Here is a 15824-nt window from a genome sequence, read left to right as displayed (position 1 = left end):
CTGCCATCTCTTGTTCGAAGCCAATTCATCTCCCACCTACTCGCTGGGCTACGCCCTTCACGCTCCTTGAGGAAGGAGTCTTCTTGGCTAAATTGATAAAAAGGTCAAATACTCTATTGTGAGATTTGACCTTTTTTAAATACTTAACGATCTCCGTACGTATCAAACCAAAGCTGAATGTATCCAGCAGTAACACGTTGTGCATCCATTAATCGCTTACCTGTCATTGGCGTAACTTCAGCGCGCCATTTATCTGCATATTCTTGTGACACAGCTGCTTTTACGAACCAATCTTTCGTATTATCATTTACAATTCCAGAGTAATCTTGTTTCGCTACTACTGCCGCTCCATGAATCCACTCTTCTGGATTTGTACCTTTCCAGTTCCAATATCCATTTCCATCCGTCACTTTATAATTATCTTTTATCGTATCTACAAAGTTTTCATATTTAGAATGGAATCCTTGTGGATACGAAAGATTTGTAAAGTTTGCTGCATGCATCGGTTGGTTTACATCTCCTAAATAATGAAGAGATAATCCTAAATAGAAGAATGCTTGTTTCATATCTTTATTTTTATATGATTCACCAGCTAATTTAAAATATTTAGCGCCAGTTTCTTTTGCCTGCTTTGCAAATGGAATATATGTTTTTCCATTGTCTGGATCATAGAAATGTGAAGCAAATGTGCTATTATCATAATAAGGATTTTCATAGTCAGCAGCATAAATACCGTTCTCTAACTCCGTACGCCATTCATTTAATTGTGCAACTCGATCTTGTTTTACAAGTGTTGTATTGCGAGACATAATATCAATCGCACGGTTTACAATCCATAAATGAGAATTTACGCCTTCTTTATGTTTATCTTCAGCAGACCAGCGGTGAACTATTTTTATTTTACTTCCCCCATCGTTTTCATAAGCAAATGCAACGCTTTGTAAAGGAGCTACTACTGTAATAGCTGCTGCTAAAGCAAGTACTTTCTTTTTCATCTGAAATCCTCCATTTTATAATCGAATTATTGTAAACTTTTTGTTAGGATCCTATGATGTCATCCGGTTAACCTATGACTAGAATATCCCACCTTTCATGAAATTTCTATTACTAAATCAAAATATGCAAATGTTCATATCATTATAACTTTATACACAGTGAATATAATGAATGAATACACTTTCATTTTAATAAACTATTATTAAGGCTTATCTAAACTAATGTAAAAAAAGAGTAAAGCACCCACATGCTTTACTCTTTTTTTCTATTCGATAATATACTCGGCAGTTGTACATTAACTGCCAACTTATGAATAAATCCAAATACTAATCCAATCCCAATAAATATGTATAAGATTGTAAATATCTTCCCAAAATCAGTTTGCGGGCTAAAATTCGCATCACCGACAGTCGTCAGCGTCACAACGCTAAAATACAAAGCATCAAGAGGACGTAATTCTTCAACTGTACTATAAAAAATCGTACCAGATGTTAATGTTAAAAATGTTAATACGAATAATACTTGAAATTCTTTATCTTTCCACGCTCGTAAACAAGCTTTTAGCATTCGTTTCAATGTCAACATAAATGAAAGCATGAGACTTCCCCTTCCAAACAAAATACCTGTAGTTACAGGAAAGTCTATCACCTTTCTGTACAGAAAAAAAGTAGCCCTCTTCTATTTCTAGAAAAGAGCTACTTTTTACTATTCTATATTATTTAGGTGAAACAAGAATTTTCACTTGTGTTTTATCTTTTACAAGTGCTTCAAATCCTTCTTCAACAACTTGATCTACTGTGATTTTTTTCGTAATTAATTTCTCTGCTTGAATTTGACCAGAGCTAATTAATTTAATAACAGCTGGGAAGATATGACGGTATCCTAAAATACCAACCACTTCTTTTTCTTTTAGTACAAGATTATTTGGAGTAATTGTTGCGTCTTTTTCCCATACACTAACAATTACAGTTTGTCCTTCAAAGCTTGTGCTTTCAATTGCTTGACGAAGTACTACTTCAACACCTGTTACTTCAAAGCTCACATTTACACCTAAACCATTTGTTAAGTTACGAATTTCTGCTAATACATCTTGAGTAGCTGGATTTAATACGTAATCCGCACCTGCTAATTTTGCTAACTCTTGACGTTCTTTAGAAAGCTCGACTGCAATAACAGGAGTTGCTCCTGCTGCTTTAGCTGCTTGGATAACAAGAAGTCCAATTGGACCACAACCAAATACTGCTACAGCTTCCCCTTCTTTTAATTTACTTTGACGTACTGCATGAACTGCTACAGCTGCTGGTTCTACAAGTGCACCTTGTTCATATGTCATTTCATCTGGAATATGGTGAACCATATCTTCTGGTACTACTGTATATTCAGAGAAACCGCCGCCTTCTCCGCCAAGACCGTGGAAAACAAGTTGTTCACAAACATTGTAATGTCCATGTTTACAAGCTTCACATTTACCACAAGAATAAATTGGTTCTACAACGACGCGGTCTCCCACTTTATGAGATGTAACGCCTTCACCGATTTCAACTACCTCACCGCTAAACTCATGACCTAAAATAACCGGTGCTTTTACATGTGTTAATGGATGCTCTTCTGTCGGAATAAAAATAGGTCCTGCTAAATATTCATGCAGGTCTGTCCCGCAGATACCACACCATTTCACTTTAATCTTAACTGCTCCTGGTTTTACAGTTGGTTCTGGTACTTCTTCTACTCTTACATCACGTTGATTATGCCAAAGTAATGCTTTCATTTTATACATCCCTCTCTATGTATATACTTAACCTGGTGAAGTTTACAAATCTATTATAATACTTCTATCCATATATTTCAAAAAAACAATCTCATTTCCACTGATTTTTAACAAATAACGTTCAATATTTTGTCACTTTGTACTTTTTTCCACATCTGTTAATTCAATTTCATTGCGGTTGAAATTAGCATTATGCCATAATAGCATAGGAGAGGTGAATATCGCTTGAAATATTTTATTTACTTTATTGTTATCGTAGCGTTTCTAGATACATTTTCACAATTACCTATTATGAGTACGTTCGCTCAAAGTCTTGGAGGATCCCCTCTTATTATTGGGCTAGTTGTCGGCATGTACTCATTCGCTAATATGATCGGTAATATTATTGCTGGCGCTGCTGTCGATAAATTTGGTGCAAAAAAAATACTTTATATAAGCATGGGACTTACGAGTTTCATAGTCTTGTTATACACTGTTGTTCAAAGTGGTGAGCAACTATTAGTTGTGCGCTTTATGCATGGCTTTAGTGATGGATTTTTAATTCCTGCTGCCTTTACGTTTTTATCCAAACAAACAAATGCAGCAAGACAAGGTAAGGCAATGGCTCTGTCTGGTGCTGCTGTTGGAACAGCGGCAATTGTAGGACCTGCTTTTAGCGGAATTATGAAAGCAACTGCCGGTATAGAGTGGGTGTTCATTACCATTTCTATTTTAATGGTTCTTGGTACAATTGTATCTCTCTTCTTCTTACCAAATAACGTATCAAGAAAAGATACTTCAAGAACACAAATGATGAACAAAGAAGATATGTTTGAACTATTGAAATCAGAACCGTTATTACAGGCATATATTGGTGCTTTCACACTCATGTTTTCACAAGGAATTGTCACTTATATGTTACCAGTAAAGGTTGAAGCATTAGCCCTTAAAGCATCTACAACAGGCATGATGTTAAGTGTATTCGGCATTACCGCTATCCTCTTCTTCTTACTGCCAACAAATCGTATTTACGATCGATTTAATCGTTCAAAACTAATGTTAATTGGTATTGCAGTAATGGCATTAGCATTATCTTTACTTGGATTATTCGCAACAAAAGGCATGCTCTTTCTCGTTATGATGATTTATGGCATTGGATTCGCTATCCTTTTCCCATCGATAAACGCATTACTTGTTGAAAATACGACAGATGATAAACGCGGAAAAGCGTTCGGATTGTTTTATGCTTTCTTCTCATTAGGCGTTGTTGCTGGATCCTTTACAGTTGGAGCAATCGGGGCATCCCCTAGCGTCAGCTTTGTTATCGGAACTGCATTCTTATTAACATTTGCCGGAATGATTTATGTAAGAAGCAAAGTAAAAGGCAGAGACAAAGTAAAAAAGACAATGATAGGATAATTCCATCATTGTCTTTTTTTAATGATAAACTTCTATTCAACTTTTAACTTTCAAGAAGCCGTATTTAATAAACAATATGGCATTATATTTTTCATAGAGATAATACAATGGATAACAAAACAAGAAGAAAATAAGTACAGTTGGTACATCGTCTATAATAGAAAAATACTTTACTAATAATTCCTTAATACTCTCTCCAATTATAATAAACAGTGGGATTATACAAATTGCTGCTAATATTAAGCACGGTGTGATCCTCATTTCTTTTAGCCTCACTTTACAATGTGGACACCTGAATGAAAAAGGATGCGGGAGATCCACAATATGTTGCGCAGTAATATTCCCTTCACACTGTGGACATTCAATTACTTCTTTCATTTTACTCACTCCTTTCTATTCATAAAAAAGAGCACTATCCAAGTAGCGCTCTTTTATTGCCGAATATATTACTTTTGTGTATAGCCAAGTAACAATGTAAATAAATTAAACTGTAATGGCAATACTACAGTTCTTCTTTTACAAAAAAAGTGTATCAATACCAACGATACTTCGACAATTTCCTCGGAAATATTTCCTTTCCCTACATAATTTGATACACTACATATAAACAGACACTTGTATTACATAAGCTAAAATAATAACTTACTGTACAAATTCAAAAGCACATTCTTCATATGAAGAATGTGCTTTTCTGTTATTAACGTTTAATCCAAACAGCGCCTGCTGATTTATCATCTGCCTGTCCAACAACTTGGAATTTAAGTCCAAGATTCGGAACTTTTCTTCCTGCGTCTGCAATTTGGTTGTTACTATATACTTTTGAATCATCAAAAGTTGTAACGCCTTGTAATCCAGAATAGTTAAACTGTCCACGTGTTAATGAATTTACACTCCATGCTGGTGTTTGATCAAATGAAAATGCTGCGTCTGCAATTTGCATACCTGTATTACCGTAAGTTGGTTTTCCGTTTAAATTGCCAACAAGTGCCTCTGGATGCGAATCTACAACACCAAGGAACCCTTCACCTGGATGCACCCCAACCCAGTTATCTTTAAAGCTATCATCTGCATACCAAACGACAAGACCTGTATTATACACTGGACCTTTTCCGGCTTTTAATCCATTATCTGATCCCGCATAGTTTCTCCACTCTAAGTAGTAATAATGAGCTTTTTTCTCTGTTCCATCAGAAACAACGAATCCATTTAACCGCATTTTTGATGTTCCTTCTGCATCATCAGAAAACACTACTTGTCCATCAACTGTTACATTTACATTATCCATCGCGAAACCTTTATACGTTACTGCTGGATCTGTAATATAATCGAATTGCAGTTTTACCTTTTTCCCTTTAAATTGACTTAAATCGTATGACTTATCAATCCATTTCCCATCTGTTGTATCTTTATCTCCTTGGACTACTTTTTCTCCAAGTCTATCAATTAATGTTTTCGTTCCATCTTCTGTTACTGCATGCACTTCAACAAAATCGCACTCTGCTTCTAACTCATAATTTGCTTTATAATCAAACTTTGCATTTGTTCCTTTTGTTAAATCAAAGAACGGTGTTTCTAATGTTGTATGCATATCATCGCCTCTTGTACTATAATATGCATGCTTTCCAAACTCCGGTTTAATTGTTTCAACACTTTTGCCTGGTAAGTTAACACGTACAACACCTGGACGATTTGATTTCGTAACACTTTGATCAATATATGTAGGAACTCCTACCCCACTCTTAATTTTATCGTAATCTACTTCTAAAATTTTTGCCCAGTTGCCCCCCATATTCTTTTGTAAGAAATCTTTATTTTGTGGTGAAAAACTAGTTGGCTCTGTTCCTGCAATTTTCCCTGTCCAACTACCTCCACTCATTAATGACCAAGCTTCGACAGGTGAACCAGTTCCAGTATATTTCGTATCATATTCATCTGGTAAGCCAAGATCATGTCCAAATTCATGCGCAAATACACCTACTGCTCCATCTTCTGGTTCAATTGTGTAATCATGTGCTGCTACTTTGCCACCAAAGTAATCTACCTTTGATTTTGTCCCTTCAATTGCTACTGGATCTATTGCTAATTTTGAACGATGTGACCAAATGGCATCATCACCTAATTTACCTCCACCAGCTTCTTGACCAACACCAGCATGGATTACCATTAAATGATCAATTACACCGTCAGGTTCATTTTGATTCCCATCCCCGTTTGTATCATATCTATCAAACTGATCAAACTGAGATAAATCTAATCCTTTCTCAGCAGCTGCATGTAAAGCTTCTTTCACTAAATCACGTGCGCCTTTTGGACCTTTGTTATCATGACCACTGCTACCATCAGCTCCATAATCAGATGCTTTTCCTGGAACTGTTAGCCACTCCGTTACATATCCATCTGTCGTATAACTACCGCCAGACTGCTCTTCGTAATATTGTTTAAATGTTTTTACTTTCGAACCATCAAATAACGTATATGGTTCATTACCAAATAACATCTTTTGATAATGCTCTCTACTAAAGTCATTCGAATACATATACCCTGGTGTTTGATCAATATTATTATGTTTATAATCACTAAATTCAACAAGTAACACTAATACCTTATCCGTTCGAACAGATCCCTTATACGGCGCTTGCTTTGCTTTAGATGTTGGAACTTGCCCATTCAATTGTTTTTTATTTGGTTCAGGCTTTTGCTCAGGGCTAACGTTTTTTTCAGGTTTCTTTACCTTTTCCTTTTCTTCCATTTTTTTCTCTTTTATTTTTTTCACGAAATCAGATGCCTCTTTAGCAGTATCAGCTGGAAGAATTTCTTTATTTGCCTGGTCCCCTTGTTTCTTTTCAATATATTTCTCTACAGCCTTTTTCGTCTCTTCTTTAGAAGATGCTGGACTAATTTCTCCTCTTTCTTTCAGCGCTTCCGCTAGACGATCTTCTTGAATTAAATTGTAATCAATTGGTGTTGTAGACACATTTTCCTTCTCTTTTGCTGGTGTTTCTGCGTATACTAATGGGGCACTCATTACAGATGTGCATCCGATAATTGCCGCAATTGCTAATGACGATAACACTTTAAATGGCGCTTTTCTTCTCATTTCATTTCTCTCCTTTTATAAAACTTAAAATTCAGATAAAGTGGGATAAATAAGTGCATTTAAATCAAAAGCTCTACTTTCTGCCCTCCCTATATAAAGTGAAACTTTAATCAGTGGGGAGTTTGTTCATCCCCACTGATTATTAGTTGAACCAATCGGGCATTTACGGGCAGTTGATTCCCCACCTAACTTCTTTGCCCCAGCTGAATTTTGAGGTGGGAGTCTTACTGACCGTTAATGCGGGATAAAAAGGCATAATTCTATAAACATTAAGCTTTCTGTTATAGAATCATGCCCTCCAGTTTTCTGGTCAGACTCTCTATCTGTCTATATCAAAATATGAAAAATAAAGAGTGATTTGTATATATTAAATAGTTTATATAACAAATTTAAAAGACAATATGCAAAATTGCATGAAAATTCTTTTAAATAAAAAAAGAATCCTAGTCAATTAAACTAGGATTCTTGATTTTCTATTATTTCTCTTGTGTTTTTTCCCAATCAGCTAAGAATTTCTCAATTCCTTGATCTGTTAATGGATGCTTCACTAATGAAGCAATTACGTTTGCTGGGATTGTTGCAATATGTGCACCGTTTAATGCTGCGTCAGTTACGTGAACACTGTGACGTACAGATGCTGCGATAATTTCTGTTTCGATGCCATGAATTGCAAAGATTTCTGCGATTTGGCGAATTAAGTCCATACCGTTATGACCGATATCGTCTAAGCGACCTAAGAATGGTGAAACGTATGTTGCACCAGCACGAGCTGCAAGTAATGCTTGAACTGCTGAGAACACTAATGTAACGTTTGTACGAATTCCTAAGTCAGAGAACGCTTTTACTGCTTTTAAACCTTCTGTTGTCATTGGAACTTTTACAACAACGTTTGGAGCAATTTTCGCTAACTCTTTTCCTTCTTCGATCATTTTATCTGCTTCTAAGCTAATTACTTCTGCACTTACAGGTCCTTCTACAACGCTGCAAATTTCACGAATGCGCTCGTGGAAGTCTACGCCTTCTTTTGCTACAAGTGATGGATTTGTCGTTACTCCAGCTAATACGCCTAATGCATTTGCCTCTTTAATTTCGTTAATGTTTGCTGTATCAATAAAGAATTTCATTTGTTATTCTTCCTTCCTAATTTTCATTTTATATTTATTTATTTTTCTTAATAAGCTCTAATTCAATCGGAATAGATTTGTCCACTTTTTTACCTTGCGTGATCTCTTTTGCTGTTTGCATCGCCTTCTCTCCGATTAATTCCGGTTTTTGAGCGACTGTTGCAGCCATACGCCCATCGTTAACCGCTTTCACAGCATCTTCTGTTGCATCAAATCCAACAACGACTACATCTGTTTTTCCAGCAGACTTCAATGCTTCAAGTGCCCCTAATGCCATTTCGTCGTTATGGGCAAACACCGCTTTAATGTCGCTATTCGCTTGCAAAATGTTTTCCATAACAGATAATCCTTTTGCTCTATCAAAATCAGCCGCTTGTTTAGCAACTACTTTTAAAGATTTATCCGCTACGTTATGGAATCCTTTCCCACGCTCACGAGCAGCAGAAGATCCAGGGATTCCTTCTAATTCAGCAACGTTTGCTCCTTCGCCAACTAATTCACGAATGTAATCACTAGCCATTTGACCACCTTCAATGTTATTAGAGGCAATGTGAGAAACAACTTTACCTGAATTTGCAACGCGGTCTACTGTAATAACAGGAACATTCGCTGCATTTGCTGCACTTACTGCTGAAGCAACAGCATCTGAATCAGTTGGATTAATAACAACTACATCGACACCTTTTTGAATTAAATCTTCAACATCATTTGTTTGCTTTGCTGCATCATTTTGTGCATCAACAGCAATCAATTCGATGCCACTATCTTTCGCTTTCTTTTCTGCACCTTTTTTCAAAGTTACAAAGAAGGGATTATTTAAAGTTGAAACAGAGAATCCAACTTTAATAGTTTTATTTCGACCTTTATCGCTAGAATCCTTTGCCCATTCTGGTGGTTCCATTGAACAACCAGCAGTAATGACCATAATACATGCAACGAGTATAAGTAACCATTTCTTCATGAACTGTCCCTCCATTACGCTTCTTTTCGGCGATCAATTAATACAGCTAGTAAGATTACAAGTCCTTTTACAACTTGTTGGAAGAAAGAAGATACACCTAATAAATTTAAACCGTTATTTAGTACACCGATAATAAGTACACCGATGAATGTACCAACAATCCATCCTCTTCCCCCAGAAAGACTAGTTCCACCTAATACAACTGCTGCAATTGCATCTAATTCGTAAGAAGTACCTGCAGTCGGCTGTGCAGAATCTAGTCGTGATGTTAAGACAATACCTGCAAGCGCTGCCAAAATTCCGGAAAGACCGTAAATCATTACTTTAATTCTCGTAACATTAATACCTGATAATGCTGCTGCTTCTTCATTTCCACCAATTGCAAATGTACGGCGACCAAATGTCGTTTTCTTCAAAATGAAGTACAGCACTGCGAAAGCGATCATCATTGTAACAGCTGGTACTGGAATACCAAGAAAATAACCGCGGCCAAACATTTGGAACATTAAATGATCACCAAGACCAGTGATCGGACGTCCGTCCATATAAACAAGCGTCAACCCGCGAAAAATAGTCATTGTTGCTAAAGTCGCAATAAATGGAGCTACTTTTCCCTTCGCTATGATGATACCGTTTACAATTCCCATTACAAGACCAGCTAATAATCCAACTGCCATCGCAAGGAACGGGTCCATGCCACTTGCCATCATTCCAGCAACAAGTGCACTTGATAATGCTAAAATAGAACCTACCGATAAGTCAATACCCCCTGTTAAAATTACAAAGGTCATTCCGAATGCAATAAGCGCATTAATCGATACTTGACGCAGTATATTAAATAAATTTGGAATTTCAATAAACGCTGGATTTAAAGCCGTAATTACTACAATAATTAGCGCTAGTCCAATTAAAGACCCAAGTTGTTGTAATACATTCCCCTTCTTAGCCATCCTTACTCTCCCCCTGTAGCTAGTGCCATAATAGACTCTTGTGATGCCTCATCTTTCTCTAAAATGCCGCCGACTTTTCCTTCATGAATAACAAGAACGCGATCACTCATCCCTAAAACTTCTGGAAGCTCAGATGATACCATAATAACGGCATCTCCTTCTTCGGTAAGCTTATTCATAATAGAGTAAATTTCTTTTTTTGCTCCAACATCAACACCCCTTGTTGGCTCATCTAAAATGAGTAACTGCGGGTGGATACCTAGCCATTTTGCAATTACAACCTTTTGCTGATTTCCACCAGAAAGAGATTTTACCGCTTGCTCTCCACTAGATGCTTTCACATTAAGAAGCTTCATCATGTCCGCCGTAAACTGTTGTTCTAGTTCGTTACTTACGACACTCCCCTTTGAAAGACTTTCTAAATTCGTTAAAGCCAAATTTTCCCGAATTGAGAAATCTAACACTAATCCTTCAGATTTTCTATCCTCTGTAATGAAAGCGATTCTTTGTCTAATCGCATCTATCGGACTATCAATCTTTACTTCTTGTCCATTTATAAAAATTTGGCCAGAATCTAAAGGTTCGTATCCAAATATCGCTTTCATAATATCTGTACGGCCAGCTCCCATCAAACCAGCAACACCAAGGATTTCACCTTTTCTCACCTGAAACGATACATTTTCAAACTTCCCTTTTTTCGTTCCATTACGCATCTCAAAAATCACATCGCCAATTTGACTATTTCGTTCTGGGTAACGTTCACCAATGCTGCGCCCCACCATCATACTCACTACTTCATCAAATGATGTTTCTGGAATTAATCTCTTTCCCACGTATTCTCCATCACGCAAAATCGTAATAGCATCACATATTGAGAAAATCTCTTCCATACGATGCGAAATGTACACGAATGAAACACCTTCTTTACGTAACTTATTGATTACTGTAAAGAGCGTTTCGATTTCACGATCCGTCAGTGCCGCAGTAGGCTCATCCATAATAATAACGCTTGCATTTGTCATTAGTGCTTTCGCAATTTCGATAATTTGCTGTTGTCCAACCGATAACTCTCCTGCCAACATAGCTCCTTTTACATGTAATCCTAACTCTGCTAGTTGCTGCTGCGCAATCGCGTTCATTTGGCGCGTACGTAAAATACCTGTCTTCCCATACATTAACTCTTTACCGAGAAACATATTTTCAGCTACTGTTAAATTCGGTAATATGTTCAATTCTTGATGTATAAATGCAATACCGTACTCTTCAGCTTCTTTCGCATTTTTAAAAGTTCGTTCTTGTCCATCAATCGTGATCGTTCCACCATCTCTTTTGTATACACCTGTTAAAATCTTCATGAGCGTTGATTTACCCGCTCCATTTTCCCCCATCAATGCATGGACTTCTCCTGTTTCAATCATAAATTGTGCATTCTTCAAAACAGGATTTCCATTGAACGCCTTTGAAATATTTTTCATTTCAATACGCATTCCCATCACTTCCCTTTATTAAAAAATCACGCCTGCATGTAAAATTACATTGGCATAAGGCGTAGCCTCGCCTGTACGAATAATGGCCTTCGCTTTCTTTGTATGCTCCTTAAATTGTTCATGAGATACATATTCAAACGCTGGCTCTACTAATTTCAGCTCAATCTCTTTATTTATTTCCGCATTATTGTTAATAACCTCTTCTGCTAACGTCACTTTTTCAATTGCCATATCATCAGCTACCACTTGCAATACATCTAAAAAGCTAGGTTTTCCTATTTCAACAGCTAAATCAATTCTTTTTACTCCGTCAGGAATTGGTAAACCGCAATCAGCAATTACAATCGTATCCGTATGCCCAAGTGAAGCAAGGATTGATGCAATCTCACTATTTAATACGCCGTGCTTCTTCATCCGACAATCACCTGCACTTCACGTACTCTATCTCTCGTTGGCATACCGCCTTGCGCCCCAAGTTTCGTTACAGAAAGACCACCAGCAATATTCGCAAAACGAATTGCTTTTTGAAGTATTTCTCCTTCAGAAAGCGCAACTGCTAATGCACCATTAAATGTATCACCAGCTCCAGTCGTATCTACTACATCAACAGCAATGCTAGGAACATGTACAATCTCCGTACCATTATGGAAACGTACACCGTTAGAACCTTCTGTCATCAATAGTTTGTTTGGATATTTAGCCAGTAACTCTTCAATTGGTGATGTGAAATCATCTAATACGATGCGACACTCATGTTCATTTGGCGTAATATAAGTTGCCTTTTCTAAAATATCTTCTGATAACACTTGTGCTGGCGCTGGGTTTAACATAACCGGGATTTTGTGTTCCTCACAAATAGCTAATACATATTTTACTGTTTCAAGCGGAATCTCTAGTTGAAGCACAACCATATCAGCTTTTATAAGAAGATCTTTTGAACGATTTACAACCGACTCATTGACAAGAGCATTCGCTCCTTGCACGACAACAATACTGTTATCCTCTTCTGCTAAAACGATATGAGCAATTCCTGTCGCCGCATCTGTAACCGGTACCACATAGTCGATAAAAACGCGTTCGTTCTCTAAATTTTTTCTAACTACAGTTCCATAATTATCGTCTCCTACCGCTCCAACCATCGCTACATTTGCGCCTAATCTAGCTGCAGCAACCGCCTGGTTAGCTCCTTTCCCTCCTGGAATTGTATGAAATGCTTCACCAATTACTGTTTCCCCTGCTTTCGGACGTTTTTTTGAAACGGCCACTAAGTCCATTGAAATACTACCTACTACTGCAATATTTGGCATCTATTTCATCTCCTTACTTCGTTGTATTTCGTTCTATAATTTCAATCGGTAAACGATAATGTTTCTCTTCTAATACGTTTCCTTCCATCTGCTCTAACAACAGTTCTGTTGCAACTTTCCCCATTTCATAAATTGGCTGTGCAACAGTTGTAATAGATGGATACATCATCTCTGTTAAAGAAATTCCATCGAATCCGATAATTTGTAAATCATCCGGAATAGAAATCCCCTTTTGAAGCGCAGCCTTTACGATACCTATTGCAATTAAATCATTCCCAGCAACAATTCCATCAATATGCGGGTATTCTTCTAATAGTTCCACCGCTACACGCTCACTATTAGCTGGATCAAATGTACTCTCTGCAATCATATAAGAAAGATTATTTTGCGTAATAACGTCTACAAAGCCTTCAAAACGTTCATTTGCTGTGCTTACGTCACGCGGTCCACGAATATGTGCAATATGTTTACAGCCTTTATCTATTAATAACTTTGTCGCTGCCTGACTTCCCGCATAGTTATCTGCATACACAGCAGGTATACGCTCATTAAACATACGGTCAATTGCAACGACTGGTACTGACAAGTTCATGTAATTCACACTATTTTGTGGATTTGTCGCTACAATAAATCCATCTACATTATTTTGCCTAAGTACATCAATATATTGCTTTTCTTTCTCTAAACTTTCATCAGAGTTACAAAGTACAACTGTATACCCTTGCTTATGCGCTACATCTTCTACGGCACGTGCAACTTCTGGAAAGAATGGATTCACGATATTTGGAACAACTAAGCCAATTAAACGAGATTTTTTATTATACAGTGAACGCGCTACTGTACTAGGCTTATAGTCTAGCATCTCAATCGCTCGTTCTACTTTCTTTAAAGTATCTTCATGAACATATCCATTTTTATTTAACACTCTGGAAACGGTCGCAACAGATACTCCCGCTAATTTTGCAACGTCTTTAATCGTACTCATTTTCTTTCCTCTCCATTTCATGTAACCGTTTACAGAAAATAATATAACGTATTTCTAGAAATACGTCAATCATTTCTCACGAAAAAGCTTTTAAGGTTATACTCAAAAAAGCACCGCCATAAGGCGATGCTTTTTCATTACGAATAGGATACAGTTTGTTCTTTTTCCTCTGTAGCTGGCTCTTCAGCATCTTTTTTACGATCTGACAGTTTAATCTTCTGTAAGAAAATCGTAAAGATAGCGCCTACTACGATAAATACTAATCCTGTTAAGAATACAGTATGAAGTGAGTCTACTAAAGAGTTTTTCAAAATTGGTACAATGCTATTAGCGAATGCTTCTGGCATTTGTTTTAATGCCTCTGGACTAAATAACATTGAATATAAGCCTTGCGGATCTGTATGAATCATATCTTTAAATTTCGTTACCATTTGTCCCGCTTCTTTTGGGAATGTATCTAATACAGGTACTAAATTTTTTGTTAACGTTGTACCTGAAGTGTTATTCATGATTGATCCTAAAATTGTAATACCAAATGTTCCACCGATTTGACGGAAGAACTGACTTGATGATGTTACGACACCAAGATCTTTTTTCGGGAAGCTTTCTTGTAACGCTAATGTTAATGTCGGCATTACAAGACCCATTCCTAAACCGATAACCATCATATAAGAAGTAGCAGTCAATTTAGTTGTGTGCATATCCATCGTTGTTAATAACCAGAACCCTCCAGCCATTATAAGCATTCCTGTAATAATTTGTGGTTTTACACCAACTTTTAATACAAGTTGCCCGCCAATAATACTCATCACAATCATTGTAATCATCATTGGCGTCATAATTGTTCCTGATTCAGCAGCACTTACTCCTACAATTCCTTGCATGAAGAATGGTACGAACATAATCGCACCGAACATTCCAATACTCATAAAGAATCCAATCGCATTTAGTAATGTAAATGTACGATTTTTAAAGAAATGCATCGGTAAAATGGGTTCTTCCGCTTTCGTTTCAACGATAACAAAGCTAACGATACCAATTAAAGCTAATGCAAATAACCCGATAATTTGCCAAGAATCCCATGCGTAATCTTTTCCACCAAACGTTAATGCAAGTAATAAACTGACAACACCGAGAATCATCGTAAAGATCCCAGCGATATCAATTTTAATTGGTCCTGTTTGTTTATGTGATTTTAATCCCATTGCAATAAAGATTGTTGCTAAAATACCAACTGGCAAGTTAATGTAGAATACCCATCTCCAGTTCACTGCATCTACAATCCAACCACCCACTTGCGGTCCAATTACAGAAGCAAGACCGTATAACGCACCAAAAATACCTTGCCATTTCGCACGTTCTTTCCCCGTGAACATATCTCCGATAATAATCATAGCCATTGGCATCATAATACCGCCACCAAGACCTTGAATACCACGGAAAATAATTAATTCTGTCATACCATTTGCCATACCACATAATGCTGAGCCAACCATAAAGATAACTAGCCCTGTTATATATACGTTACGACGGCCAAGTAAATCCGCTAATTTACCTGCGATTGGTACAACTGTCGTTGATGTTAACATATAAGCTGTTGTTAACCACGTCATTAAGCTTAATCCGCCTAGTTCACCGACGATACGCGGCATTGCTGTACCAACGATTGTTCCATCTAAGGCAGCAAATAGCATCGCAATGATTAAACCGATTAACAACAACTTTCTATTTATATTTTCTTGTTGCTCCAT

General features: G+C 37.0%; 14 protein-coding genes. 1 reads left to right on the top strand and 13 read right to left on the bottom strand.

The window, feature by feature from the left end; translation table 11 throughout:
* Positions 1 to 143 precede the first annotated feature (143 nt).
* The 3 genes from cerA to bdhA form a co-directional block, all read right to left on the bottom strand.
* Positions 144 to 995 (bottom strand): phospholipase CerA, encoded by an 852-nt coding sequence (gene cerA, locus PSR14_RS04125; RefSeq protein ID WP_406644155.1) that lies wholly within the window; start codon positions 993 to 995, stop codon positions 144 to 146.
* Positions 996 to 1248: 253 nt separating this feature from the next.
* A complete protein-coding gene (locus PSR14_RS04120) occupies positions 1249 to 1593 on the bottom strand; it encodes a potassium channel family protein (protein ID WP_000948232.1) in 345 nt (114 codons plus the stop codon).
* 118 nt (positions 1594 to 1711) lie between these two features.
* Positions 1712 to 2764: a (R,R)-butanediol dehydrogenase gene (gene bdhA / locus PSR14_RS04115; RefSeq protein ID WP_000645822.1), complete on the bottom strand. Its 1053-nt coding sequence runs from the start codon at positions 2762 to 2764 to the stop codon at positions 1712 to 1714.
* A 225-nt stretch (positions 2765 to 2989) separates the two neighbouring features.
* On the opposite strand from bdhA, the gene PSR14_RS04110 reads away from it, so the two are divergent.
* Complete coding sequence (locus PSR14_RS04110; RefSeq protein ID WP_098487517.1) at positions 2990 to 4162, top strand: MFS transporter; 1173 nt, start codon at positions 2990 to 2992, stop codon at positions 4160 to 4162.
* A gap of 36 nt (positions 4163 to 4198) precedes the next feature.
* On the opposite strand, the gene PSR14_RS04105 is transcribed toward PSR14_RS04110, so the two are convergent.
* The 10 genes from PSR14_RS04105 to PSR14_RS04060 form a co-directional block, all read right to left on the bottom strand.
* Positions 4199 to 4540, bottom strand: a complete 342-nt coding sequence (locus PSR14_RS04105) for a hypothetical protein (RefSeq protein WP_098487516.1) — start codon at positions 4538 to 4540, stop codon at positions 4199 to 4201.
* A gap of 319 nt (positions 4541 to 4859) precedes the next feature.
* Positions 4860 to 7259 (bottom strand): M6 family metalloprotease immune inhibitor InhA2, encoded by a 2400-nt coding sequence (gene inhA2 / locus PSR14_RS04100; protein WP_098487515.1) that lies wholly within the window; start codon positions 7257 to 7259, stop codon positions 4860 to 4862.
* A gap of 476 nt (positions 7260 to 7735) precedes the next feature.
* Positions 7736 to 8383, bottom strand: coding sequence for a fructose-6-phosphate aldolase (gene fsa, locus PSR14_RS04095; protein WP_000667664.1), 648 nt, complete (start codon positions 8381 to 8383; stop codon positions 7736 to 7738).
* A gap of 34 nt (positions 8384 to 8417) precedes the next feature.
* The gene (gene rbsB, locus PSR14_RS04090; RefSeq protein ID WP_000758976.1) at positions 8418 to 9344 is read right to left on the bottom strand and encodes a ribose ABC transporter substrate-binding protein RbsB; all 927 of its coding nucleotides are present in this window, start codon (positions 9342 to 9344) and stop codon (positions 8418 to 8420) included.
* A 14-nt stretch (positions 9345 to 9358) separates the two neighbouring features.
* The gene (locus PSR14_RS04085) at positions 9359 to 10294 is read right to left on the bottom strand and encodes an ABC transporter permease subunit (RefSeq protein ID WP_001074633.1); all 936 of its coding nucleotides are present in this window, start codon (positions 10292 to 10294) and stop codon (positions 9359 to 9361) included.
* 2 nt (positions 10295 to 10296) lie between these two features.
* Positions 10297 to 11781: a ribose ABC transporter ATP-binding protein RbsA gene (gene rbsA, locus PSR14_RS04080; RefSeq protein ID WP_001217681.1), complete on the bottom strand. Its 1485-nt coding sequence runs from the start codon at positions 11779 to 11781 to the stop codon at positions 10297 to 10299.
* 18 nt (positions 11782 to 11799) lie between these two features.
* A complete protein-coding gene (gene rbsD, locus PSR14_RS04075; protein WP_000716155.1) occupies positions 11800 to 12195 on the bottom strand; it encodes a D-ribose pyranase in 396 nt (131 codons plus the stop codon).
* Positions 12192 to 13088: a ribokinase gene (gene rbsK, locus PSR14_RS04070; RefSeq protein ID WP_046198898.1), complete on the bottom strand. Its 897-nt coding sequence runs from the start codon at positions 13086 to 13088 to the stop codon at positions 12192 to 12194. The genes rbsD and rbsK overlap by 4 nt, the downstream gene beginning before the upstream one ends.
* 13 nt (positions 13089 to 13101) lie before the next feature.
* Positions 13102 to 14073, bottom strand: a complete 972-nt coding sequence (rbsR, locus tag PSR14_RS04065; protein WP_000104037.1) for a ribose operon transcriptional repressor RbsR — start codon at positions 14071 to 14073, stop codon at positions 13102 to 13104.
* Positions 14074 to 14210: 137 nt separating this feature from the next.
* Positions 14211 to 15824, bottom strand: coding sequence for an MDR family MFS transporter (locus PSR14_RS04060; RefSeq protein ID WP_000437635.1), 1614 nt, complete (start codon positions 15822 to 15824; stop codon positions 14211 to 14213).

This window comes from Bacillus sp. A01H, from assembly GCF_045277205.1.
In the GTDB taxonomy this organism is placed as follows: domain Bacteria; phylum Bacillota; class Bacilli; order Bacillales; family Bacillaceae_G; genus Bacillus_A; species Bacillus_A paranthracis.
The sequence above is the reverse complement of the archived record's forward strand: the minus strand, read 5'-3'. Positions and strand labels throughout refer to the sequence as shown.

What these genes read in the sequence shown, in the direction of transcription:
- cerA (WP_406644155.1), bottom strand. Translation starts at nt 995, where the DNA reads ATGAAAAAGAAAGTACTTGCTTTAGCAGCAGCTATTACAGTAGTAGCT.
- PSR14_RS04120 (WP_000948232.1), bottom strand. Translation starts at nt 1,593, where the DNA reads ATGCTTTCATTTATGTTGACATTGAAACGAATGCTAAAAGCTTGTTTA.
- bdhA (WP_000645822.1), bottom strand. Translation starts at nt 2,764, where the DNA reads ATGAAAGCATTACTTTGGCATAATCAACGTGATGTAAGAGTAGAAGAA.
- PSR14_RS04105 (WP_098487516.1), bottom strand. Translation starts at nt 4,540, where the DNA reads ATGAAAGAAGTAATTGAATGTCCACAGTGTGAAGGGAATATTACTGCG.
- inhA2 (WP_098487515.1), bottom strand. Translation starts at nt 7,259, where the DNA reads ATGAGAAGAAAAGCGCCATTTAAAGTGTTATCGTCATTAGCAATTGCG.
- fsa (WP_000667664.1), bottom strand. Translation starts at nt 8,383, where the DNA reads ATGAAATTCTTTATTGATACAGCAAACATTAACGAAATTAAAGAGGCA.
- rbsB (WP_000758976.1), bottom strand. Translation starts at nt 9,344, where the DNA reads ATGAAGAAATGGTTACTTATACTCGTTGCATGTATTATGGTCATTACT.
- PSR14_RS04085 (WP_001074633.1), bottom strand. Translation starts at nt 10,294, where the DNA reads ATGGCTAAGAAGGGGAATGTATTACAACAACTTGGGTCTTTAATTGGA.
- rbsA (WP_001217681.1), bottom strand. Translation starts at nt 11,781, where the DNA reads ATGCGTATTGAAATGAAAAATATTTCAAAGGCGTTCAATGGAAATCCT.
- rbsD (WP_000716155.1), bottom strand. Translation starts at nt 12,195, where the DNA reads ATGAAGAAGCACGGCGTATTAAATAGTGAGATTGCATCAATCCTTGCT.
- rbsK (WP_046198898.1), bottom strand. Translation starts at nt 13,088, where the DNA reads ATGCCAAATATTGCAGTAGTAGGTAGTATTTCAATGGACTTAGTGGCC.
- rbsR (WP_000104037.1), bottom strand. Translation starts at nt 14,073, where the DNA reads ATGAGTACGATTAAAGACGTTGCAAAATTAGCGGGAGTATCTGTTGCG.
- PSR14_RS04060 (WP_000437635.1), bottom strand. Translation starts at nt 15,824, where the DNA reads ATGGAGCAACAAGAAAATATAAATAGAAAGTTGTTGTTAATCGGTTTA.